Origin of the sequence: Aquitalea sp. USM4 (genome assembly GCF_004328945.1) — a bacterium.
Lineage (GTDB): Bacteria > Pseudomonadota > Gammaproteobacteria > Burkholderiales > Chromobacteriaceae > Aquitalea > Aquitalea pelogenes.
The window spans coordinates 3,629,247-3,650,483 of record NZ_CP029539.1 but is presented as its reverse complement, the minus strand read 5'-3'; the positions used below and the strand labels follow the sequence as shown (position 1 = coordinate 3,650,483).

The 21,237-nt window shown below is 55.9% G+C and carries 25 protein-coding genes; 24 read left to right on the top strand and 1 reads right to left on the bottom strand.

Annotated features, from left to right (window positions below):
• The first annotated feature begins 8 nt into the window (after nucleotides 1–8).
• The 22 genes from DKK66_RS16830 (at nucleotide 9) to DKK66_RS16725 (ending at nucleotide 18,027) form a co-directional block, all read left to right on the top strand.
• Entirely contained in the window at nucleotides 9–311 is a 303-nt protein-coding gene (locus DKK66_RS16830; protein ID WP_131359926.1) for a helix-turn-helix domain-containing protein, read from the top strand.
• Complete coding sequence (locus tag DKK66_RS16825; protein WP_131359924.1) at nucleotides 308–628, top strand: KilA-N domain-containing protein; 321 nt, start codon at nucleotides 308–310, stop codon at nucleotides 626–628. The genes DKK66_RS16830 and DKK66_RS16825 overlap by 4 nt, the downstream gene beginning before the upstream one ends.
• Complete coding sequence (locus DKK66_RS16820) at nucleotides 625–1,311, top strand: Rha family transcriptional regulator (protein ID WP_131359922.1); 687 nt, start codon at nucleotides 625–627, stop codon at nucleotides 1,309–1,311. The genes DKK66_RS16825 and DKK66_RS16820 overlap by 4 nt, the downstream gene beginning before the upstream one ends.
• A gap of 91 nt (nucleotides 1,312–1,402) precedes the next feature.
• Complete coding sequence (locus tag DKK66_RS16815; protein ID WP_131359920.1) at nucleotides 1,403–2,011, top strand: hypothetical protein; 609 nt, start codon at nucleotides 1,403–1,405, stop codon at nucleotides 2,009–2,011.
• Entirely contained in the window at nucleotides 2,011–2,277 is a 267-nt protein-coding gene (locus DKK66_RS16810; protein ID WP_131359918.1) for a hypothetical protein, read from the top strand. The genes DKK66_RS16815 and DKK66_RS16810 overlap by 1 nt, the downstream gene beginning before the upstream one ends.
• A complete protein-coding gene (locus tag DKK66_RS16805) occupies nucleotides 2,274–2,582 on the top strand; it encodes a hypothetical protein (RefSeq protein WP_131359916.1) in 309 nt (102 codons plus the stop codon). The genes DKK66_RS16810 and DKK66_RS16805 overlap by 4 nt, the downstream gene beginning before the upstream one ends.
• Nucleotides 2,576–2,851, top strand: coding sequence for a hypothetical protein (locus tag DKK66_RS16800; RefSeq protein ID WP_131359914.1), 276 nt, complete (start codon nucleotides 2,576–2,578; stop codon nucleotides 2,849–2,851). Before DKK66_RS16805 ends, DKK66_RS16800 begins: the two co-directional genes overlap by 7 nt.
• A 40-nt stretch (nucleotides 2,852–2,891) precedes the next feature.
• Nucleotides 2,892–3,347, top strand: coding sequence for a CHC2 zinc finger domain-containing protein (locus DKK66_RS16795; RefSeq protein ID WP_131359912.1), 456 nt, complete (start codon nucleotides 2,892–2,894; stop codon nucleotides 3,345–3,347).
• Nucleotides 3,340–5,616 carry a DUF3987 domain-containing protein gene (locus tag DKK66_RS16790; RefSeq protein WP_165494208.1) on the top strand — a complete coding sequence of 759 codons (2,277 nt, stop codon included), beginning with the start codon at nucleotides 3,340–3,342 and terminating at the stop codon, nucleotides 5,614–5,616. The genes DKK66_RS16795 and DKK66_RS16790 overlap by 8 nt, the downstream gene beginning before the upstream one ends.
• Nucleotides 5,616–6,062, top strand: coding sequence for a hypothetical protein (locus DKK66_RS16785; protein WP_131359908.1), 447 nt, complete (start codon nucleotides 5,616–5,618; stop codon nucleotides 6,060–6,062). The genes DKK66_RS16790 and DKK66_RS16785 overlap by 1 nt, the downstream gene beginning before the upstream one ends.
• Complete coding sequence (locus DKK66_RS16780) at nucleotides 6,059–6,400, top strand: hypothetical protein (RefSeq protein ID WP_131359907.1); 342 nt, start codon at nucleotides 6,059–6,061, stop codon at nucleotides 6,398–6,400. The genes DKK66_RS16785 and DKK66_RS16780 overlap by 4 nt, the downstream gene beginning before the upstream one ends.
• Nucleotide 6,401: 1 nt before the next feature.
• Entirely contained in the window at nucleotides 6,402–6,806 is a 405-nt protein-coding gene (locus DKK66_RS16775) for a helix-turn-helix domain-containing protein (protein WP_131359905.1), read from the top strand.
• 1,916 nt (nucleotides 6,807–8,722) lie between these two features.
• Nucleotides 8,723–8,980 carry a hypothetical protein gene (locus DKK66_RS16770; RefSeq protein WP_131359903.1) on the top strand — a complete coding sequence of 86 codons (258 nt, stop codon included), beginning with the start codon at nucleotides 8,723–8,725 and terminating at the stop codon, nucleotides 8,978–8,980.
• Between the two features lie 135 nt (nucleotides 8,981–9,115).
• Nucleotides 9,116–9,322 carry a helix-turn-helix domain-containing protein gene (locus DKK66_RS16765; RefSeq protein WP_131359901.1) on the top strand — a complete coding sequence of 69 codons (207 nt, stop codon included), beginning with the start codon at nucleotides 9,116–9,118 and terminating at the stop codon, nucleotides 9,320–9,322.
• Nucleotides 9,323–9,350: 28 nt separating this feature from the next.
• Nucleotides 9,351–9,791, top strand: a complete 441-nt coding sequence (locus tag DKK66_RS16760) for a hypothetical protein (protein WP_131359899.1) — start codon at nucleotides 9,351–9,353, stop codon at nucleotides 9,789–9,791.
• Entirely contained in the window at nucleotides 9,788–10,531 is a 744-nt protein-coding gene (locus DKK66_RS16755) for a hypothetical protein (RefSeq protein ID WP_131359897.1), read from the top strand. Before DKK66_RS16760 ends, DKK66_RS16755 begins: the two co-directional genes overlap by 4 nt.
• Nucleotides 10,524–13,424 (top strand): phage tail tape measure protein, encoded by a 2,901-nt coding sequence (locus tag DKK66_RS16750; protein WP_131359895.1) that lies wholly within the window; start codon nucleotides 10,524–10,526, stop codon nucleotides 13,422–13,424. The genes DKK66_RS16755 and DKK66_RS16750 overlap by 8 nt, the downstream gene beginning before the upstream one ends.
• Nucleotides 13,425–13,616: 192 nt before the next feature.
• Nucleotides 13,617–14,405, top strand: a complete 789-nt coding sequence (locus DKK66_RS16745) for a hypothetical protein (protein WP_131359893.1) — start codon at nucleotides 13,617–13,619, stop codon at nucleotides 14,403–14,405.
• A 156-nt stretch (nucleotides 14,406–14,561) separates the two neighbouring features.
• Nucleotides 14,562–15,992: a tyrosine-type recombinase/integrase gene (locus DKK66_RS16740; protein WP_207389801.1), complete on the top strand. Its 1,431-nt coding sequence runs from the start codon at nucleotides 14,562–14,564 to the stop codon at nucleotides 15,990–15,992.
• Nucleotides 15,993–16,644: 652 nt separating this feature from the next.
• Nucleotides 16,645–17,469, top strand: a complete 825-nt coding sequence (locus tag DKK66_RS16735; protein ID WP_131359891.1) for a hypothetical protein — start codon at nucleotides 16,645–16,647, stop codon at nucleotides 17,467–17,469.
• A gap of 84 nt (nucleotides 17,470–17,553) precedes the next feature.
• Complete coding sequence (locus DKK66_RS16730; RefSeq protein ID WP_131359889.1) at nucleotides 17,554–17,748, top strand: hypothetical protein; 195 nt, start codon at nucleotides 17,554–17,556, stop codon at nucleotides 17,746–17,748.
• Between the two features lie 60 nt (nucleotides 17,749–17,808).
• Nucleotides 17,809–18,027: a hypothetical protein gene (locus tag DKK66_RS16725; RefSeq protein WP_131359887.1), complete on the top strand. Its 219-nt coding sequence runs from the start codon at nucleotides 17,809–17,811 to the stop codon at nucleotides 18,025–18,027.
• On the opposite strand, the gene DKK66_RS16720 is transcribed toward DKK66_RS16725, so the two are convergent.
• Nucleotides 18,013–18,273, bottom strand: a complete 261-nt coding sequence (locus tag DKK66_RS16720) for a hypothetical protein (protein ID WP_131359885.1) — start codon at nucleotides 18,271–18,273, stop codon at nucleotides 18,013–18,015. The two genes, DKK66_RS16725 and DKK66_RS16720, sit on opposite strands and share 15 nt — an antisense overlap.
• Before the next feature lie 134 nt (nucleotides 18,274–18,407).
• Between DKK66_RS16720 and DKK66_RS16715 the strand changes: the two genes are divergently transcribed.
• Together DKK66_RS16715 and DKK66_RS16710 are read left to right on the top strand one after the other, a co-directional pair.
• On the top strand, nucleotides 18,408–18,806 hold the full coding sequence (locus DKK66_RS16715) for a PleD family two-component system response regulator (RefSeq protein WP_131359883.1): 399 nt from the start codon (nucleotides 18,408–18,410) through the stop codon (nucleotides 18,804–18,806).
• A 380-nt stretch (nucleotides 18,807–19,186) separates the two neighbouring features.
• Nucleotides 19,187–21,193, top strand: coding sequence for a methyl-accepting chemotaxis protein (locus tag DKK66_RS16710; RefSeq protein WP_165494207.1), 2,007 nt, complete (start codon nucleotides 19,187–19,189; stop codon nucleotides 21,191–21,193).
• The last annotated feature ends 44 nt before the right edge of the window (nucleotides 21,194–21,237 follow it).

The window sequence follows — 21,237 nt, the reverse complement described above, 5'->3', positions numbered from 1 at the left end:
GGGCGGACATGGAAAACAAAAACGCCCGCACCGCCGAAGCAGTAACGAGCGCAATCACCAAGGCAAATTCTACTGATACCAGCGCCGACGCACAACGCTATCGACTGCTTACGGCACTGCGCCAGGGTCCGGTAACGACCTTCGACGCCCGCGACCGCATGAACATCCTGATGCCAGCAGCCAGAGTGAAAGAGCTGCGCTTGTCTGGCTACAAGATCGACACCATTCGCATCCAGCTGATGGACCAGAACGGCCATCGTCATAGCGGTGTCGCCAAATACGTGCTTATTCGCGAAGGGAGTGTTGCATGAACAACGTACTGACCTTCCCCTGCAAGACTGATCATGCGCCTCGCAAGGGCTGGCTGCATGGCGACGAACTAGCGGAGCATGTCGGCGGCCACGACAAGAAAACCGCCAAATGGCTGACCCTGCCTGAGACTCAAGAGTATCTGACTGCAATGGCTGGGCATCTCAACATGCGTGGCCCTGCTGACCTTTACATCAGCACGTCTGACGGAATCTGGCTGCACCCTTCCCTGTACGTGTGCCTTGCCCGCTGGGCCAATCCGACCTTTGGAGTTTGGTGCGATGGTCAAATAGTGGACGCAGGAGGGTACTACGCATGAGCAAGCCGATAATTCAGACCGATGGCCTGCCGCTGGTACTGGCCAAAGAGGGCCCGCGCATTGATAGCCGCGTCATTGCCGCCTTGCTGGGCATCCAGCACGACAACCAGATTCAGACCCTGGAAGCACACAAGCTGCACTTCGAGGCATTGGGGGTTTTCCGGTTTCAAACAGAGAAACCCCCTGTCGGCTCCAAGGGTGGCCGCCCTATCCGCTTTGCCTTGCTCAGTGAGGATCAGGCCTATTTTGCCGCCACGCTGTCGCGGAACACGGCCCGTGCCGTGGATGTGAAATTCCGGCTGGTAAAGGCATTCAGTGAGGCCAGAAAGGCCCAGGAGGCAAAGGGTGGGCAGTATCTGCCCTTCTACCATCTCGCCCACGATGCCACCCGCCAGATGGCTATCAACGCAGCCAATCATGGCAGTGTTGTGCCGGAAGGTATCTTCCACAGCAACGTGGAAAAGATGATCAACAAGGCCTTGGGCATCGAGGCCGGCCAGCGTGACAGCCTGAACGCAGCCCAGCGCAATGCAGTCAGCACAGCCTATCAACTGGTGAATGCCGCCATTGCTGATGCCTTGGCAGAAGGCAAAGACCACCGGCAGGCCTACGACGAAGCAAAGCGCCGTGTGAACGACTTCGCCCGCCTGTTCGGGCCGACTCAAGGGAGGCTGACAGCATGAACCGCCTTTATCGGATCTACACCAGCCTGGCACCGTATCTTGTTGACGCCGCCATCCTGCTAACCGGCTTTGCTCTTGGGAGGATCACTGCATGATGCCCATGAAAGAAAAATCGCCCACCTGGGAGAAGGTGAGCGATATCAACAACATCAATGGAGGTGTAAGAACGCTGCCAGTATTACGGCCGTTCTTCGCACCGTCCATCTGTGATACCCATCAACTTGCCCTGAATCAATACCGGCATGTCGAATTGCTTGCCAGTGCCGAGCAGCAGCGTGATAATGCGTCTGTGCTGTTCAATAGCAGCACCGGGTTTGGCGACCCGAACATAGAGGCGGACAGCCGCCTAGCGGCTATTTTTACGTCCGTCCGCAACACCATTGGTGCGCCCATTTCTATGGCGAGCCGTGGTGGGGATACCTTCGGGTATGCCGGTACCTCTATGCCGGTTCGCCAACCCTGCCACGTGCTTGCCACCCCCGTTTGGCGACGGGAGGCGAGCTTTACGCTCATAGAGGAGGCCACCATGCCTAAGCTTTCCCGCGCCTTGTCGCGCCTGTTCCCCATTGCTCACAACATCGGCACCGCTGCCAATCTGGCAGAGGCCCAAGCCCTTGCCCGCCTGCACCTGGCCCGCACTGGCCACGCTGTCCGCATTGCTCCTGCTGCTGTTGGCTTCACTGTTGCGGAGGTGCGCTAATGGCTACCCGTCAAGCAAGTATCAAAGGGCTGGAAGTCACTGAAACCAGCGGCAAAACATCCTTCATTCATCATGCCGACGCTGTGGACCTGCTGACGCAGAAAGCCGCCCAACTGCGCGCCCTGCTCAAGATGACCACCGGCCATGAAGGCGACGTTTTCCGGGCCATGTCCCACGACGTGCAAGACACCATCATGTGGATTGCCGACAACCTGGCAGACGAAGTTTCCCTGCTGTCCACCGTAGTGACTGGGGGTGAAGCATGACCGAAGTTTCCCGCCTGACAGTTTCCCTGTATGCCAACGGCCGCGCTGGCCTGATGAAAGATGAAAAGCTGTCCGAGTTGATGGACGGCTTTCTAGCAAGCGACCCGGCTGCCATCGTTTCTGATGAAAGCATTGCTGTACCAACTGATGGCGCAGAGGTAACCGCCCGCCTTGTCGTTGCCATGCTTTCTGATGGCCGGTTCAAGACTGGTGTTTATGGGGATGACGCTGCTTTACGGGCCTGCTCTGAAACCTTGCGTGCTCACATGCAGCCGAACACCCGCAAGGAGGCCGTGCCATGCTGACCCCGAACCAGATCCACGCCGCCGAGTATGACGGCCAGTCCGCTGCCTTCCGCCTGCTGCTGCTCTTGAATGAGCATCTGCACCCCAGCGCCTACGATAGTGCCGAAGACCGCACAGAAGCCGCCAGCGCCCTGCTGGAAGCCTTCGCCGCCGTGTTTTCCGGATGCCTGGCCGACGCCCTGGAACATCAGGGCAGTGACGCCGTGGCCGTGCTCTATCAGCGCATCACCGAGCGAGCGCCGGAGCTACTGGCCAGCCTCAACCGCTAACCCCGACTGATTACGCCCACCATGGCCGCCGTGCGCCGTCATGGGCTGGGCAAATTACGTCCAAAAGGTGACAAACATGACGCCAACAGAGATGAAAAAGGCCATTGGGGAAGCGATTGATGGCTTTTACCAAAACCTGCGCCAGAAAAAAGAAAAGGCCCAAGGAGAGGGCCGAGTAAGGGGAATACATCAACTTCCTTTCCAGTCTGGCACAGCACCCGGCCAATTCAAGCGGGACTTGCTGCCAGATCCGCAATCCTTCTTCGAGGCCCAGGGCATGAAGCTGCGCGGCCGTGGGGAATGGCGCATGACCAAGTGCGTTTTCCACGACGACAGCCACGCCAGCCTGTCGGTCAACGTCCATACCGGGGCCTATCGCTGCCATGCCTGCCAGGCTGCTGGTGGGGATGTGCTGGCTTTCCACCGCCAGCAGACCGGCGCCAGCTTTATCGACGCTGCCAAAGCCCTTGGCGCATGGGAGGTGCAACATGGCTGACCTGACAATAAAGCCCAGCGACGAAGCACGGATGGCAGCAGGCCGCCTGTCGGCACAAGCCAAGGCAGACGGCTACAAGGCCGAAGCCCTTCACACCTACACCGACACCAGCGGCAACCCGCTTTACTGGCGCATTCGGGGTAAGCGTGATGATGGCGAGAAGTGGATCAGGCCCATGCACCACGATGGCAGTCAGTACCGTATTGGCGAACCGACCGCCCCTGCTGGTGGAAAACCACTGTATGGCCTGCATGCCCTTGCCCTGCAGCCAGATGACGCTGTTTATCTGGTGGAAGGTGAGAAGGCTGCCGACGCCCTGCTGAGGCTGGGCCATGTTGCAGTAACCAGCGGGGCCGCTGACAGTGCCAATGTGGCCGACTGGACGCCACTGGCGGGACGTAACGTGACAATCTGGCACGACAATGACGACGCCGGGGCAAAGTACCTGGCCGACTGCCTGCCGCTGCTACAGGCCGCTGGCGTGACGGCAATCAGCATCGTGGATGTGTCTGCCCTGTCACTGCCCAGCAAGGGCGATGTTGTGGACTGGCTGACCGCCCACCAGCCTGCCGAGCTGGCCACCCTGCCACTGATCGAGGTAGAAATGCCCGACACCGGGCCGGAGCCATTCGAGCGCGACAGCGAGCCGACACCGTGGCCCGCCGACTGCCTGCCGGGAGCCATGCAACAGGCCGCCCAGGCGATTGCCGAGCATGTGCAGGCCCCTGAGCCGCTGGCAGGCATGGCGGTACTGGCTGCCGTGGCACACGTTGCCCAGCGCATTGCCAATGCCGACCACCCCAAGATGGGCGCAATGCCTTGCAGCCTGTTTGTGCTGAGCCTGGCCAATAGCGGCGACCGCAAGAGCGCCACCTTTTCACTGGCCACCCGTCCGATTACCCTGGCTGAGATTGAGCAGCGCCAGCGCCACAAGACCCAGGCCGAGGCCGTTGAACGGCAAGCTGCCGCAGCCAAACCGCAAGAGCGTGACGACATCCGCCAGGACATGCCACGCGACCCGCGCACCATCTACAGCGAAGCCACACTGGAAAAGATTGTCCGGGACTTTGTGCAAGGCAGTCGCCCTGCCCTGTCCTGGTCGTCTGACGAAGCGGCGCAGTTCTTCGGGGGCCACACCCTCAAGAGTGATACCCGCGCCGGAGCCTTGGGCGTCCTCACCAAGCTGTTTGATGGTCGGGGCGTGGAGCGTGACCGGATCGGGCTAGAGGCTGGCAGCGGTGTGCGCTACAACGTCCGCTTTGGCCTCTTCCTGTCCGGACAACCCAGCGTGATTGCTTCCTCGCTGACAGATCCGTTGCTACGGGATCAAGGTCTGCTACCGCGCTTCCTGCTCAGCAGCCCACCCAGTCTTGCCGGTGGGCGCTTCCTGGATGAAAGCACTCTGACTCAGCGGGCTGACCATGATCAGCGCCTTGGCCGCTATTGGGCTGTGCTGACCAAGATGAACAAGCAGCCAGAAACCGTGGACCAGTACGGCGGCCTGGAGCTACCCAGCGCCACGCTATCCAGTGACGCCACCGCGCTATGGCTGGCCTTCTACAACGCCACAGAAGCCCGGCAAGCGCCGCTGGATGGCGACCTGACCGGCAGCCTGCAAGCTTTCGGGGGTCGTGCTGGTGAACTGGCGGTGAGAGTGGCCACGGTGTTTGCCGTTTGGCGGCACTTTGAGCAACCGGCAGAGCATCTGCTGGTGTCGGGTGAGGATATGGCCCGCGCTTGCAGCCTGGTGAGCTACAGCCTGGCTGAATGGCTGCGCTTGTCAGAAACCAACCAGCTATCTGCTACAGAGCGGGATGCTCAAGAGCTGCTGAAATTCCTGCAAAGGGACACCAGCAAGTGGCAGACCTTTGGCAAGCTGGAGCTTGGCCGGTATGCACCTTCCAGTCTTCGGAAAGACAAAGACCGCCGCAATGCTGCCCTGAATGAGCTAGTCAGCCGCCGCTGGCTGTCCTTCGATGGCAACAAATTCCACCTTACCCAAAGCCGGGAATCGTCTCCTGCTGTTGCTGTTTCTGCTGTTCCTGCTGTTTTTACCCCTGACAGCACCCTACGAAACAGCAAAAACAGCAAGAACAGCAACAGCAACTCGCCCAAACCGAGTTTTTCAGAGCCTGCATTGAGCAGCCCGGCACCAGTCACGACAGTACCGCCAGGCACTGCACTGGACAGCCAAAGCATCGACGACTGGAGCGCAGCCTATGAGGCTGCAGACCATCTGCTAACCGGCACTGACGAGGTGAAATTCTGATGACGCCCGAAGCCCTTTACAACGCCATTGCCGCGACCGGTGCCAACTGCTGGGCACAGCAAGGCAAGGTACATCTCAGCCCCTTGTCTGTTGTTCCTTCCGCCCTGGTGGAGCAGATCAAGCGCAACCGCGATGCCCTGCATGTCTGGCTGGAGGGAACGGGCCGGACCAGCCCACCAGCAGCAAAGCAGACAAGCGCCACGATAACCGCCATTGCACCCGGCACAGGCCACCCTCTGCCCACCATCCACGAGGATCTGATGCGCGCCATCACGACCACAGCCCGGCTGGATGGGTGGGACCAGCGCAGCATTGACGAAGCCATCCTGTTTGCCCGCCGACAGATAGCCCGTAAGGAGTCCACCGAGTGGGAGCTGTTCGAGACCTACCGACGCCACGTCAAAACCCTGCTGATTGGCCGCAACGATGAGAGGAAACGCAAATGACCAAGCCGCTGAACCTGCAAGACCACTTCATGCCAATTCCCGGCGACCCGGACGGCGCTATGCACCTGAGCATGCCTGCGCTGCTGCTGGTGACTTCCAGTTGCATCAAGAGCGACGACACACCATTACAGGGCAAACAGCGGGCCACATCGGTGCTGGTGGAGTTTGTCGCCATGCTGCGCCAGATCCATTACCCCCAGGTCGAGTACCTGGAAACCTGGTTACTAAGTGGAGACCCTGACGCCCGCCGCCTGCTGCCAGCCCTGGTCAAGGCAGTGGATGCCGTTGGGCAGGAAGCAGTGGGCCGCATGATCAACCGGCTGATGGAGGGAAACTAACGTGCCATTGCAGAGCGACACATTAGCTAAAAAGGCTGGTGGGCGTGATACCGCACGGAAGCGGGCCATCCTGCTGATGCTGGAGCAGCACAACGAGCACGACTACAGCGAGAGAGGTGCACCGCCTTACACCGCCGGCCAGGTTGCAGATTGCGTCGGCGGAAGTCGCCCTAGCGTGTCCCGTACCTTGCGAGGCATGGTTGCTGCTGGGCTACTGGTGGCAGTACGGCACCGTGACGATGTGTGGAACGCCATCGCGCAGAACTTTATCGAAAAGCCCGTCACGGCCTACTACAGCGCCCGCACGATGGAACGTGACAAGGTATTAGCCAAAACTTGGGCAGATGGAGCCGGTGAACGCAGCGCCCAGGCAATGGACGCTATGGTGAAAGCGTTCTCAAGGTAAAGCCGGCAGTTGGTCCGGCATTTCAGAGGCGGGGCAACCCGCCTTTTTTGCGTCTGAAAACCGCAATTCGACTGTTTGCGAAAACAATCCCATGCAATCCAACTGTTTTTGAAAACTCCCCCATGCAATCGTCTGTCAAGGTGGGGGGCACCGCAATTCTATTGATTTCGAAATTACCCCATGCAATCGGTCTTCAGCAGCCGTTTCCCGCAATCTGACTGTTTTTGAAAACAAACCCCATGCAATCCCCATCCGATGCGGCAAGTGCGCAGGAAAGGCCATTTCTGTGCCAGCAATCCGCATTGTCTGTCACGCTTTCCCATCAGTCCTGCCGGTTCAGAAAAGTTCAGTTCTAAGTGCGCAGAACACTACCTCACCGGCCCGATGAAATGCTGACAATTGCTGACATCGCGGCCAGCGTCCGCCTGTTATCAATTGTTATGGTCGCATCCTGAGAAATCCTAAGATGGCGCGCACGGATCACCGGGCAGCGACCTGATAAAACTTGAGATGGCGACCGAACAGCAGGCCGCCCTGCTACCTGACAAAACCTGACAAGCCGACCGGACAGCAGGACTACCACCTACGTCAAAACTTGACATGCAGGGGGCTGGATTGTTGGCAAATGTTGGCATGGCCATGTTGTCATTTGTTGACGTGCAGGCCGCCCAAAATGTTTGGAAATGTTAGGTTTTCCGGCTAATTTGTGGCCGCCAACAGGCCAGGCAAACTGTTAGCAAATGTTAGCTTTCTGGCGAGTTAGAGCGGGGCACAAAGCCGGTCCACTACTAGGGAAAACTAGGGATTAGCTGATAACGAAAAATAACGGTGGCTACTTCAGAAAACTTCAGTTCGGCAACAAGTGGCGACTAGAAAAACTAGAACTTTCCCCAACAGCACGATGACCATCTGCTACAGAAAAATACAGATCCTGGCGTACTTTGCTGGTCCGCACATTTACTTAGAAAACCAAAGGCACGGCTGGTGTCGTAGGTGCAAACAAAGTTAACGACCAAGTTAACGCCCTGCAGACAAAAAAGCGGTACGCAGTACGCACCCGAACCGCTGATTAACAGTGCCGGTTAACAGCAGATTTCCTGGTTCGCGCCTTGGCAGGTTCGCACTGGTTCGCACCCAAAGCATAGGAAGTTGCAGGCTTGGTTGCAGGCTAGAAGCCAAAAAAAGCTAGTTACCAGAAAGCCGGTTACCACGGCAAAGGCTGGTATCCAGTGGCGTGGTATCCACCTGGTATCCGCCCAAAGGCAGTACGCAGTACGCAGCTTGGTACGCACCCTGCAAGCCCGCCCAGCGCGGGCTTCTTTACGCCCATGGCGACTATCCATCACCAGGCTGCGAACATTCAATTTTTCTTCAGGAAGTCTCAGGTGTTGAAAAAAAGCCCCAAACGCTTGCCCTGCCTGCATTTGACGCAGTCCTCAGGCTTGACGCATAAATTCGATGGCCATCTTGACCAATGTGCCAACTGGCAGCATCGACGATTCGCGAGCCGCCACTCAGTAACTCCTTGAGCCAGTATCCAATGGCTTGGTATCCACCCTGGTATCCACAGATACGGGGGAGTAGCTACATGGCTATTTTGAGGAGGTGCGTGCAGGGTTGCTGGTGGCTCGAATGCAACAACTAATAGTAGATAGGCTTAGACGGCATAGGGGCGACTATTGACAGCTAGGTGATGAAAACGTACAATTTCAAACAGAAAGCTGTAAAAGTACCTAAAACTTGTTTCCACCTCCCGGTGAGTAAGTAAAGCTGCCAAATGGCAGCCTTGTCGCGCCCGGAAGTTTGAGCAGTCACAATCAGATTGGCCGTCGAACGGCTTGTGTTGCCACCCATACGGGTGACTCACCGCGTCTCAGCCCTGGCCATTGCCGGGGCTTTGTCATTCTGGAGGCCCTATGCCCCTGCACGACATTGATTTCATCCCCACATCAAAAGCTGCCGACCTGCTTCAGGTTCCAAGAACCATGATCAAGAGCCTGCCAATTCCTCGTCACGATATCGGTGCACGGCAGGTGGCATACCGAGCAGGAGACGTTTTCAACTATGCTGCCAACCCTGAAAACTCTGAGGAGCTGGAGAGGCTAAGGGAAGTTTATGCATCAAACGCCATCGTAAGAGCCAGGCGTGGCAGGGCCAGTAAAAAGCACCGATGATGCCCGCTCTGGGCAATAAGCTATTGGCCAGTCATTCAGCTCATTGCCAACAGATAACAACCGCCACTAGGCGGTTTTTTTGTCCATCACATACAAACCCGCCTAGTGCGGGTTTTTCTATTTCTGGAGATAGAAATGACCCCAATCGATATCGCGCGCCGCGATGGAAAGTGCGTTCTGACAACCAGAGAGGCCGCTCAAGCTCTTGGCATGCATCCGCAGACCCTGTGGGAGTGGTCCTCCACCGGCAAGGGGGCGATTCAGCCCGTAAGAATCGGCAAGCGCATCGCCTGGCCAGTAGAAGCAGTCGCCGTTCTAGTTGGCGCTGACCGCCAGCAGTAACCCACACAATCACTTTGAAAGAAACGCTATGGAACTAAGCAGCCTGAACTTCACCGAGAAATCCGATAACCCCCAGCGATTCCCGGTCATCCATCCCCAGACACTCAAGCCGATGGGCTGGGATCTGGACATCCTTGGGCCTGACGCGACCAAGAAGCACCAATTCCTGCTCGATGTCCGGGACCAGGTCAGCGAGCGCGTTAGACGGGCAGTAATGGATGGAGTGGCTCTGGACTTCTCCTCTGCCGAGAAAGCAGACATGGCCTTGCGTGAAGCTGCCGTACTGGTTACTGGGTGGCATGGCCTGACTGAGAACGGCCAGCCGCTGGCATACAGCGAAGAGGCTTGCCGCACCCTCCTGAGCAAAAACCGCTGGCTCATTTCTCAGGTGATGGAAGCCAACAAGAATTGGCAGGTCTGGTATGGCCAGGAACCTGCAGACCAGGCCAGCAGCGAGGTAAATGAATGATGACCGAACCACAAGCACCAATTTCTATCGAAGTCCGCCACCCTGTCATCAACACATCCCTTGGCGTCATCCTGTATGCCGACATCGCCAACACTTCCCACCGGGTCTATCTGGAACAACGCCGACGCAACTTCATGCTAGGTCGTGCGGCAGATGCTGGAACCACGGCATCCCCGAGGGAACTACTGTCCATCGAGGAGCGCAGCGAGCATGAAGCCCAGATGGTTGCAGGCATGATTGTTGGCTGGGATACGGCCGGGGCTGGCGCAGAAGTACCCTTTACTCCCGAAGGCGTACTGAACCTGATGCGCTGCCAGCCTTGGGTCAGGACTCAAGTACTTCACAAGCTGGAGGGGGTGGACCAATTCTTCCGCCAGCAGGCCAGCCAGCTTATTGCGTGGGCTGAGCACCACTTCCTCATGGAGAGCGTCAATAAGAATGGTGTGAGGATGCGGGATATGTTGCAGACCGCGTGGAAGCAATTGGGCGGCACCCAGGAAGCAAAGCCCTCTGATCTTGTCCCACCATGCGACTTCCCTGCCCTGCTGCACCATGTGTGGATCTGGTTTGCTCAACTATCACAGACTCGCGGCTATACGAAGTTCGGTCCCTCCCCAATCACCTGGACTGAGATTTCCGCCTGGCGGCGGGAGACGCGAGAGGAGCCAACCAAGCAGGAGCTTGATCTTATCCTTGCCCTGGATGGGGCATTTCTGAGAGCGGGGGCGCGCCATGGCTGACAGTCCGGAGCTTGGTTTTTCCGTTGATACGACCGAACTTGAACGTGCAACCAAGGCGCTTGATGATGTCACCAAGGCCGCTGAGCGAACAGAACAGGCGGCCGGGAAGGCCGGGCAGTCCGGCCGGAAAATGGCATCCGACTTTGTCCCGGCTGTTGACCAGACAAAGAATGCCACTGACAGTACTTCTGCTGCTGCAGAGCGCTACCTGAAACAGCTTCAAGCGCAGTTTGACATGCTGGGTAAGTCATCCAGCGCCCAGGCTTCATATCGCGTTGCCATGATGGGCGGGACTGAGGCACAGCAGAAACAAGCTGCAGCCCTGGCCACGCTGATTGACACCCGCAAGGAAGGCTTGGAAGCGCAAGCAATGGAAGAGGCTGGCCTGCGCCGCTCAACCAAAGCAATGGGCGATTTCAGCCTGTTTACTGCTGGCTCTACTCGTGAGCTGATTGTGCTGGCTCATGAAGCTGTGAGCGGGAACTTCTCGCGCATGCCTGGCAGTTTCATGGTGCTGATGGAGCGTGTTGGCGGCCTTCATGATGCTTTGCGTACATTGGCTACCCCTTTGGGGATGGTTGGAACCGCAGGTGTGGCATCAGCAGTTGCCGTTGCAGTTGCCTTCTATGAAGGCACTCAAGAAACAAAAGCTTTTAACAATGCCCTGTCACTGACCAGCAATTACGCCGGACTTACTGCGGACAGCTTTGAGGTAATGGCTCGTAAAATATCGCAGGCAAATTATGTGAGTACCGGATCTGTACGCGAGATATTGGATCAACTGATTCATACTGGCCAAGTTGGTGCTCCGCAGATTGGGCTAATAACGGATGCTGCAGAGCGCTATGCATCAGTCACCGGTACTGAAGCATCTGATGCTGCAAAAAGGTTTGCCAAGGCATTAGAAGATCCGGCTAAGGGTGCGATAGAGCTTAATAAGGAGATGCACTTCCTGACACTGGCCCAGTACGAGCATATCGCAGCACTACAGCAGACTGGCCGGGAGCAAGAGGCACAAACAGCCTTGGCGCGTGCATTAGATGACCACATGAAAACTGTGAGCGAACCAACGCTTGGCACTATACAGTTAGCATGGAAAGGCGTTGCCATGGCCGTGCATGACGCGTGGGATGCCATGAAAGGATGGGGCCGCGAAAGTGGGAATGCTGAGAAAATAGCAGCCAATATGGCCCAAATAGCCCAGCTTTCATTGCCAGGCCGTGGCGGCATAGCTGGTACGTTACTGCATAAGGATGAAATTGCCGCGCTGCAAGCTGAAAACGTTGAGCTGCATAAAAAAATGGAGCGCGACAATGAAGAGGCGCAGCGCAAATCCACTGTTGCCCAAGTCAACCAAGAAGGCATAGCCGCCCGCGCCAGATACCAAGCATTTCTGGATAAGTTTGCTACTCCAGCACAGCGTCGCCAGCAAGAGATCAACAAGGTCATGCAAGACTTTGACAAGATGATCATGGCTGGCGAAACGGTAACGCAAAAGCAGCGTGACGATGCCATTCAGGCGATCAACGACAAGTACAAAGACAAAAAGGTTGCCGCCCCCAAGATCGACCATGCCCTAAAGCAGGAAGATCAGGAAATCGCCAGGGCAAACGCTGCCATTCTGGAAGCCAAGCAGCAGATCGCCCTACTGAACCTTGGCGACGAAAAGTCGGCCGAGAAGGTGACGGCTGCGCAGAAGGAAATAAACCGCCTGCTGGAAATGCGGAAGATGAACCTGCAGTCCCGGCCGGGCAAGGTCTCAGACAGTCAGATTGATACTGAGATTGAAGCCTGGCGCAAGGCGCAAGTGGTTCAGGAAGAAGAGCAGCGCCTGCGTCGCCAGAAAACGCTGGAGATGACGGCAAACAAGTTCTCCTCCGAGACCACGACCAAGTGGGGCATTTCCGACGCTAAGACGCTGGACAAGTACCAGCAGGAAGCCGAATTGATTGGCCAGTCTGCTACCCAGCGCAAGCTGTATGCAGCGGCCCTTGCCATCGAAGAGGATCGCCGCAGTGCGATTGCTCAGATGATGGAAAAGACAGGCCTGCAGAACGAGGAGGAGCTAACCAAGCAATATCCTCAACAGGTGGCTGCCATCAATGCTGCTGCAGACGCCAGGCAGAACCGAATGATCCCGGTACTAGAGCAAGAAATTGCCCTATCTCAGCAGTGGTCCACGGGGTGGAAAAACGCATTTGCTGCCTACCAAGACTCCGCACACAACAACGCCACGGCAGCGGCCAGCGTGTTCAACACGATGACGAGCAGCATGCAGTCCACACTGCTCAACTTCTTCAACACCGGCAAGCTGGGGTGGAAGTCGTTTGCCTCAGCCATTTTGGTTGAATGCGAAAGAATCATGGTTGCCAAGATGGCAGCCGGATTGCTCGGTTCGGCAACCAGCTTCTTTACTGGCGGCGGAAGTGCCTCTACGGCCGGCGGCGTGTCGGCATCATCCACCGGATACAGCTTCCAGGGGTTTGGCACATCCTCTACGGATTTCAAGCTGGCCAATGGCGGTGCGTTTGCTGGAGGTGTGCAGTTCTACGCCAATGGCGACGTGTTCAACAGCCCGACGATGTTCTCCCATGCCGGTGGGCTTGGGGTGCTAGGTGAAGCCGGGCCGGAAGCTGTGATGCCGCTGACCAGGGGCAGTGACGGCAAGTTAGGCGTCAAGGCATCTGGCGGAAGCGGCGGTGGTTCGGTGCAGATCCAGCAAACCTTCTACATCCAACAAGATGGCACGACAACGCAGACCGGCGATGCTGGCCAGCTTAGCAGCATCACTCAGCAGATGTCCGATGCCATGCTGAACATTGCCAACAGCGCAATCCTGCGGCAGATGCAGCCGGGCGGATCAATCGCCAGGATATACGGCACAAAGCAGTAACCAAAAGGATGGCTGGGGCCTAAAGTGGGCGCTTCGACGACTACTAAAATACTCATCGCCTACAGGCTCCTCCTCCTGCATGAATATCTAATACTGAATCGACCCAAATTCCTAGTACCTTTTCTGCACAGGGGGTATCCATCGCATCGCAACGCGGAATAAAATGCCAATGTCAACAGAAAGGGAAGCGTGATGCGTGGATGGATTATTGGATTGAGCATAGCTGCGTTGCTGTGTGGGAATGTCGCATCCGCCGCAAAGGCGAAAACAACTTTCCCATATCTAGATGCGCCGTACGATGTCGCGGAGGGCGCGACGACTATTAAGGGTGCGCCATGGATGGACTATTTCAAGCTGTATCAAACCTTACGCAGAACCAAACTTCCGGTTAAAAGCGAGTTTGAGACAGCTGCAGAGTTTGCAGCTAGGTTAGAGGCCAACCCGATAAAGCTCTACGGTACGCTGACCACAGCGTCCAACATCTCCATAGGTGACTTTCTTGACTATGACGCCACAACATATGACGCAGAGTCAAAAACCATGCATATCACATTCAACATTGGGCGGATAGATGTTGAGCGAGACGAGGGTGCAACTACTGGGCGCGGCCATGTTCTTTTTGAAGGATCGAAAAATGTTGGTTCATACATCGGACAAAATGCTTTCGGTGTGAAGAAGCGGATCACACGAAGCGTATCAAGTGAAATGTGTGTGCTGATGAAAGATGCCGAGGGTTTTACATCAAGCTTTGACGTGCCAATCCCTGTGGAAGAAGCAAGAGATTCAAAAACACTGGCGTATCTGTTCATTGGAAAGTTGGCATACCCATACACAGGAACATACTCGTACCGAGATGAACCTACTATCACCTCTCCGATAGACATGACCCACTTCACTAGCTGCGTAATAATGGAAAAATCGACACGGCTGATCATCTATAGCATCGTGACAAAGAAGATCCTAGTGGATAAGCGATTGTAGTAGTCGCACCCCGTGTTGAGACCTGAACAGGCCTCGCGCTTACTTGCCGTCAAGCGGGTGGGCTTTGATAACATCGGCAGCTACCACCTAAGTAGAAACAAACACCAGCCGATATAGTCCAACACCGTTCCTATAGTGTGATGATAGGAGGGGGTTATGCCCATTCGCTTCATGTCCGCAGAAGAAGCTGCAGCTTACTGCGGAATGGACCTTGAGCAGTTTTCTAGGCTTGTTCAGCCCAACATCCCCTTGATTTCCATTCCCTCCCCAGCTGCCGATACCGTGCCTGCAACACGTTATGACCGGCATGACATCGACGCATGGTGTGATGGGTTCAAGGCCGCACAGTCTACGAAGAAGCCAACCAAAACAGCACCCGGCCACACTGCCCCGCCCAAAAACACCGCAAGGGAGCGCGGCTTGGTGAAGCGCGGCGATATCTGGCACATCAACAAGATCTATCGCGGCATCCCAATTCGCAAGTCCACCCATCAAACAGATAGAGGCGAAGCAGAGCGCGTGCTGATACAGCACCTGGCTGCTATCGACCAAGGTAAAGACTTTGGCCTTCGCCCGAAGCACCACTGGAAAGAAGCCGCCGCCAAATACCTAGCTGAAAACCAGGCCATGCCCAGCATCCAAGATGCAGCTATGCACCTGGAAGCACTAGAGCCCTACATTGGCCATCTGCCACTTGAGCAGATCCACGACCACACGCTTCAGAAATTCATTGCTGAGAGAAAGAAGCGCGGCAAGAACGTGCAGGCCGCCAATGGTGTATCGGCGAGGACAATCAACATGGCTCTGGAGCTTGTTGGGCGCATCCTCCGGAAGGCAGCCTTCAAGTGGCGCGACGAGCTGGGATTGACCTGGCTCGACAAATGCCCGGCCATCTCGAAACTGAAAGAAGAAAATGAGCGGAGACCACCCTACCCCATGTCATGGGAAGAACAACGCTTGTTGCTGAAGGCACTGCCCTACCATCTAGCAATCATGGCGCTATTCAAGGTCAACACCGGCACCCGGGAAAAGGAAGTCTGCAATCTTCGGTGGGAATGGGAAGTGCCGATTCCAGAACTGAACACCAGCGTGTTTCTGATACCGGCAAAGTTTGGAGGCAGGACGCCAAGCTCAGGAGTGAAGAATGGGAAGGACAGACTTGTCGTTCTGAATGCGGTTGCTCGTCACGTGGTGGATACCCAGCGAGGTCAAGACCAAGTCTATGTGTTTGCCTACAGCGGCAAGGGCCATCCGGCAGGCATAAAGAACTGTCTTGACCGAATGAATGGCCATGCCTGGAGAAAGGCAAGGAACCGAGCCGCTGAGCAATATCAAGAAGAACATGGGCGGCCAGCTAATGCCGGATTTGCCGAGCTACGGGTACATGACCTGAAACACACATTCGGCCACCGACTCCGCGTTGCTGGTGTGCCATTTGAAGACCGGCAGTCATTGCTTGGTCACACATCGAAGAGCGTCACCACGCACTACTCTGCGCCTGAAATTGGCAGGCTGATTGCCATGGCAGAGAGGGCGCAGGAGACCGACGCAAGACAGGTTGCCGCACCGACCATACTTCGACGATGACTTGACCTGCCGGCAAGGTCGGAGCCGACCGCCAGGCTACATGACTCCTCTCTAACGTCGGAGTGGGCCTGTCACCTGATACCTATTTCGTATGAAGGGCTGTTCACTGTGTCATGACGGGGCATACAATGCCAATGTCAAAATGGACATATCTAGGCTTGTCCTAATCCGAAAATGAAAACGGCAGATTAAGTTTTGAATCAACCTACTGAAGATGAAGTTGCTAAGCTCTTGGCTACGCCCAAGGCTATGGTCAGCTACAAGATGCAATGGGCAAAAAAACCGTCTGGCCACATACCCAGTTGGTGGGAATTTACTTCAGCATTGACGATCTCAGGGGAGACACCTGCGGATCTTTTCGTCCGCCTAAGCTGGCAGGCCCCGATACCTGGTGCGACAAGACCAAAGTTCTCATGCTCCATGCTCTGGCATTCGCATCGAATTTTGGGCGTAGATATGGAAGAAACACGACATCGAAATCCTGTCGACATTGGGCGGCCGTACGCAGGCGTGCGTTTAGTGGGATACCCAGTACATCATCACCAGTGGCATAACATTCACAGCCACCACTATGCTGAACCAGTAAACGTAAACCCCGATGAGAAAAGTGTGTTCGCATACTTTGCCACGTGCGCTAATATGACCATGAATCATGAATTTTCATGGCCTTCAGAAGAAATCCAGCAGAACCTGTTTGACTGAAACTATGCCTAATACCTTTGAAATTGAGCGACGCCCGAATGGTGTGCTCTGGCTCTGGTCTGATCTGGAGCTGGCCGATGATGGTGAGCTTGCTCGCGTCATCGCTCAGCCCATTTCGGATGGGTACTGGCGTCTTACAGATGGGGCTTCAGTTTTTTTCCATGCTTCGACGCATGGCGCGCGATTGGATGCACGTCGGATAGACACGCTTGCAAAATCGCTACCTTCAGGCGTAACTCTCAATGCCGCCGGTGAGCTAGTCATTGAGCCAGTCAGTCAGAAGTGCCTCGATCAATACGCTACGAGGCACTTAAGCGGCCAACTTGTTCTTTCGCACGCGATTGCGAATGCAGGCAGATCCCTCCGAGAGCGTTTTGAAAATACGCTGGGCAACTTGCTGGAAGCCAATCTTGGCCGCGAACACATACAGAAGCGGACCAGAGTCTATGGCGCAAGCGGCCATTCTATCGAGATTCCCTTTCTTCTGACCTTGGAAGAAGGAAAGCCTTTGCTAATGCAATATGTCAGCAAAAAGAAAGACAACTCATTTGACTGGTCCACTGTCTACAGTACAGCTGGACGCTGCTCTGATCTCCGCCTAGCTGGCTATGAAGATAGTCAACGACTAGTTGTGATAGATGACATTGATGCCGATCCGAATAGTCTCGGACAAGCAACAACTGCATTGGCTGAATCTGCTACCGTATTACGGTTTAGCGCCAGCCCAGCATGGAGCACCCGACTTAGGAATAAGTCATCGCTTCTTAGTACCTAACCCGCTCCGGCGGGTTTTTTCTTGACTAGCGGCAGCGTATATAACCCACTCACCATGGTAAGCTCAGATTCGAGAGGAGAAACTATGAGCTATGTCTTGGCAACCACAGAAAATATCGTGCGCTGGTATGTGTTCGATCCTGCCGGTAACCGAGAGGGGTTTGAACTTGTAACGGAGTTGGACCTGCACAAGGTGCCGCAGCTAGGCTCAAAGGAAGATGCGAAGAGGATAGCTCAGTCACTTGGGCTGAAGACTTGGCGGTACGTGAAACTGCCATAACAGCCTGCGTAAATCACCCGCTTTAGCGGGTTTTCTTGCATACCCACTCATCGCACCAGAATGCAACACCTCACCATCACTCCCCAGTTCCGCCCACCCGCGATCATCGCGCACACAAACGAGTCTATCGCCAAGATCCCGCCCGGTATCTACGAGATCGCCGGTGACTGTCAGTCAGAGGGCGGTGCACCAATGGTCGCCCTGATGAAAGATGACGTGACCTACCTGGTGGAAAGTCCTTTTCTGGACTGGGTGCGCGACCAACTATCCGTCTGCTGACCTTGATGCATTCATGATGCGCGTCAATTGTGCATCGGCTTCCATAGCGGCGCTCACCTCATCAAGGCTTTGCATACACAGCTCTCGGCCAATCTTGATCATTTCGTTCATTTCAAGCGGCGTCAGCTTCGGTGATATCTCCGCCAGGGCCTGGGCGAAAGCTACAGGCAGGGCGTAGACCCGACCAGCACGGTCTTGTCGGCGAGAACCATCAGCCATTAGGGCAAGAATATCGGCAGCAGTCATCTGAGATTCCTTTTTTCTTGTTATGGCACACGGCTAGGTGGGCTGCAGGCCTCGCATACTTCGCCGCGATCAGAGACGAAGCAGATGGCTACTGAAACTGTCCTCATCTAGACTTGAAGAAAAGGGACAAAGCCATGAATGAATCAAAGATCCTGCTCGTTGAAGACGACGCAGTGTCAGCAATGCTGATGAAGAAAAGACTTGGGGCCACTGCCACAGTACTGCATTGCGCTACCCCACAAGAGTTTATGCAGACAGCAACAGACTATGACCCGGACATCATCCTGATGGACATAGAGCTTGGCGCAGACATGACGGGCTTTAATCTGGTCGAGTGGTACAGACAGCAGCACGGTACTGCTCAGATCATTTTCATTTCATCCTACGATACTGCCGAAGTACTCTCGCGGATCTATGCCTGCGGTGGCAATGACTACATTCTCAAGCCGCCACGTCTGGACGTTCTTGAAACCAAGATTCTGGAAGCGCTTGAGTGGCGCGTGATGGATGCGTTGCAGTCAGGGAGCAAGTAGGAATGGAAGCCATACTTCCTCATATCGAGGGGCAGCCATCGACTCGTGGGGGCATATTTGGGGGCATAATTTATATTCAAATTACCAAAATCATTACCAGACGTGGCCTTCAAGCAACAATTCGGTAGACGCCGCCCCACCAGAACCTCTAAAAGCCATTGACGATCAGTAAGTTACTGGTTATCAATGGCTTTTTTCATGCCCCAGAAACCATCAACATCACGAAAGGACGGTCGTTTGCTGTCCGACGCAATCCACCTTACCGCCCCGCCGCCTGTCTTCTTTGTCTGATGCAGCAATCAGAAACCGGATATTCCTTTTGCTGCTTCTTGTGTATTCTGTCCGACAAATCCACTTATCAAGCCTTGGCCGGAGCCTATATGTCTTCATCATCGGTAAAGAAAACCATGATTCTGGGAGCAGTGCTGGTTGCCAGCCTGCTGCTGACGGGAAGTGCCGTTACCTGGTGGACCAATAATCTGCAACGTCAGGCCGATGATGAGGTGGAGCGCTTTAACCAGGCCAGCCTGGTGTTTCGGGATACCCGTTTTAACGTGGTACAGATTCAGCAATTCCTGACCGATGCCGGGGCAACTGGCGAAGCTGGGGACGATTATCAGGCAGCGGCAGAGAACCTCAAGCAGGCGATGCAGAACCTGGATGTGTTGCAAACCATGTTGCCGGATGCAGCGTCCGAGGTAGGACAGATCAAGCCTTTGGTGCAGGCCTTGCACCAAACAGGTGTAAAAATGGCCGAGGCCTATATCCACCAGGGGCGGGAGGCTGGCAATGCCATCATGAAGGCCAAGGGGAACGGGTTTGATGATTCCACCGAAGCCATCAACAAGAGCCTGGACCAGCTGGCGCAAAGCCTGGCGAACAAGAGCAAACAAACCCAGCAGTACAAGACCACGGTGCGGGACAATGCCGTGCTGGCCTATGCCCTGATTGCCATTCTCACCACCTTGAGCGTGCTGGGTATCAGCCTGCTGCAATACCGTCGCCTGCTGCGGATTCTGGGTGGCGAGCCAGCCTACGCAGCCAGCATTGCCAACACCATTGCCAGTGGCAATCTGGCGGTGGAAATCATCGACCGCTCCGGCCATGACAACAGCCTGTTGTCCACCATGCGTCATATGGCCGAGCAGCTGACCTTGTACATGCGCAAGATCGACCTGAACACCAAGCAGGTGGTGCAGTCGTCCTACCAGATTTCCGACATCTCCAGCCATATTGCCGATACCTCCAATGAGGAGGAGCAGCATTCTGCCGCCGTGCGCCAGGCCACGTCGGACCTGTCGCAAACAGCCAGAACCGTGCTGGACCTTGCCGGCAGCGTGACCGAACACGCCGACAAGGCTCGCAAGAGCGCACACGACAGCATGTCCACCATGCGTGACAACATCCGCGAGATGGATGCTGCGGTGGCCGAGGCGCACCATGCCGAAACCCGCATTGTGGCGCTGGGCGAAGCCAACCAGAAAATCCAGGTGATTACCCAGTCCATTGCCAGCATCACCGACCAGACCAACCTGCTGGCGCTGAATGCGGCGATTGAGGCGGCACGCGCCGGCGAGCATGGCCGCGGCTTTGCCGTGGTGGCGGACGAAGTACGCAAGCTGGCACAGAATGCGGCCAAGGCTACCGACGAAATCACCCAGATCATCAACAGCCTGGGGACGCTGATCCAGGAAAATACCGAGTCAGTGCAAGGCATCATCAGTAGCACGCGGCTGGGCATGGAAAAAGCCGAACAGGCCAGCCAGTCCATCAGCGGGCTGGTGGAGGATATCGAAGGCAATGTGACGGCGGCCCGGCAAATCGGCGCGGCCAGCCAGGAGCAGATGGCAAGGCTGGAAACCATGCGCGGGCAGCTGGAAACCCTGCTGACCACACTGAGTGACAATGCCTACAAAGTGCATACCACCGGTGCCATCAGCGAGGTGCTGTTCCGCACCTCCACCGATTTGCGCACCATCATGGAAAGCTTCCAGTTTGACCAGTCCAGCCAGATAGAGGCGATTGCCAACGACAACCGCAGGCTGCCACGCGTGCGCCAGCATATTCTGGTCCAGGTGAAGGATGGCGACCAGTTGCGCGATGCCATTACCGAGGACTTCAGTCTGTCCGGCATCAAGCTGCGCCTGCCGCTGGCGCTGAACCGGGCCGAGCACAGCCTGATGCAACTGCAGGTATTGCTGCCGCATGACAGCATTGATGATTACCGCGAGCAGGCACCGCTGAAACTGACTGCCCGGGTGAAGTGGGTGCAGACGGAGAACAATGGCGAAATTTACGGTCTGGAATTTGTCGACATCAGCCCGCGTCAGCAGGACGAACTGAAAGCCTGTTTCGAGTTCTTCAATCACAGCCATGAATATGTCTGACAGCCACAGGGCATACGCCTGAACAGCCATCACCCAGCGCCCCG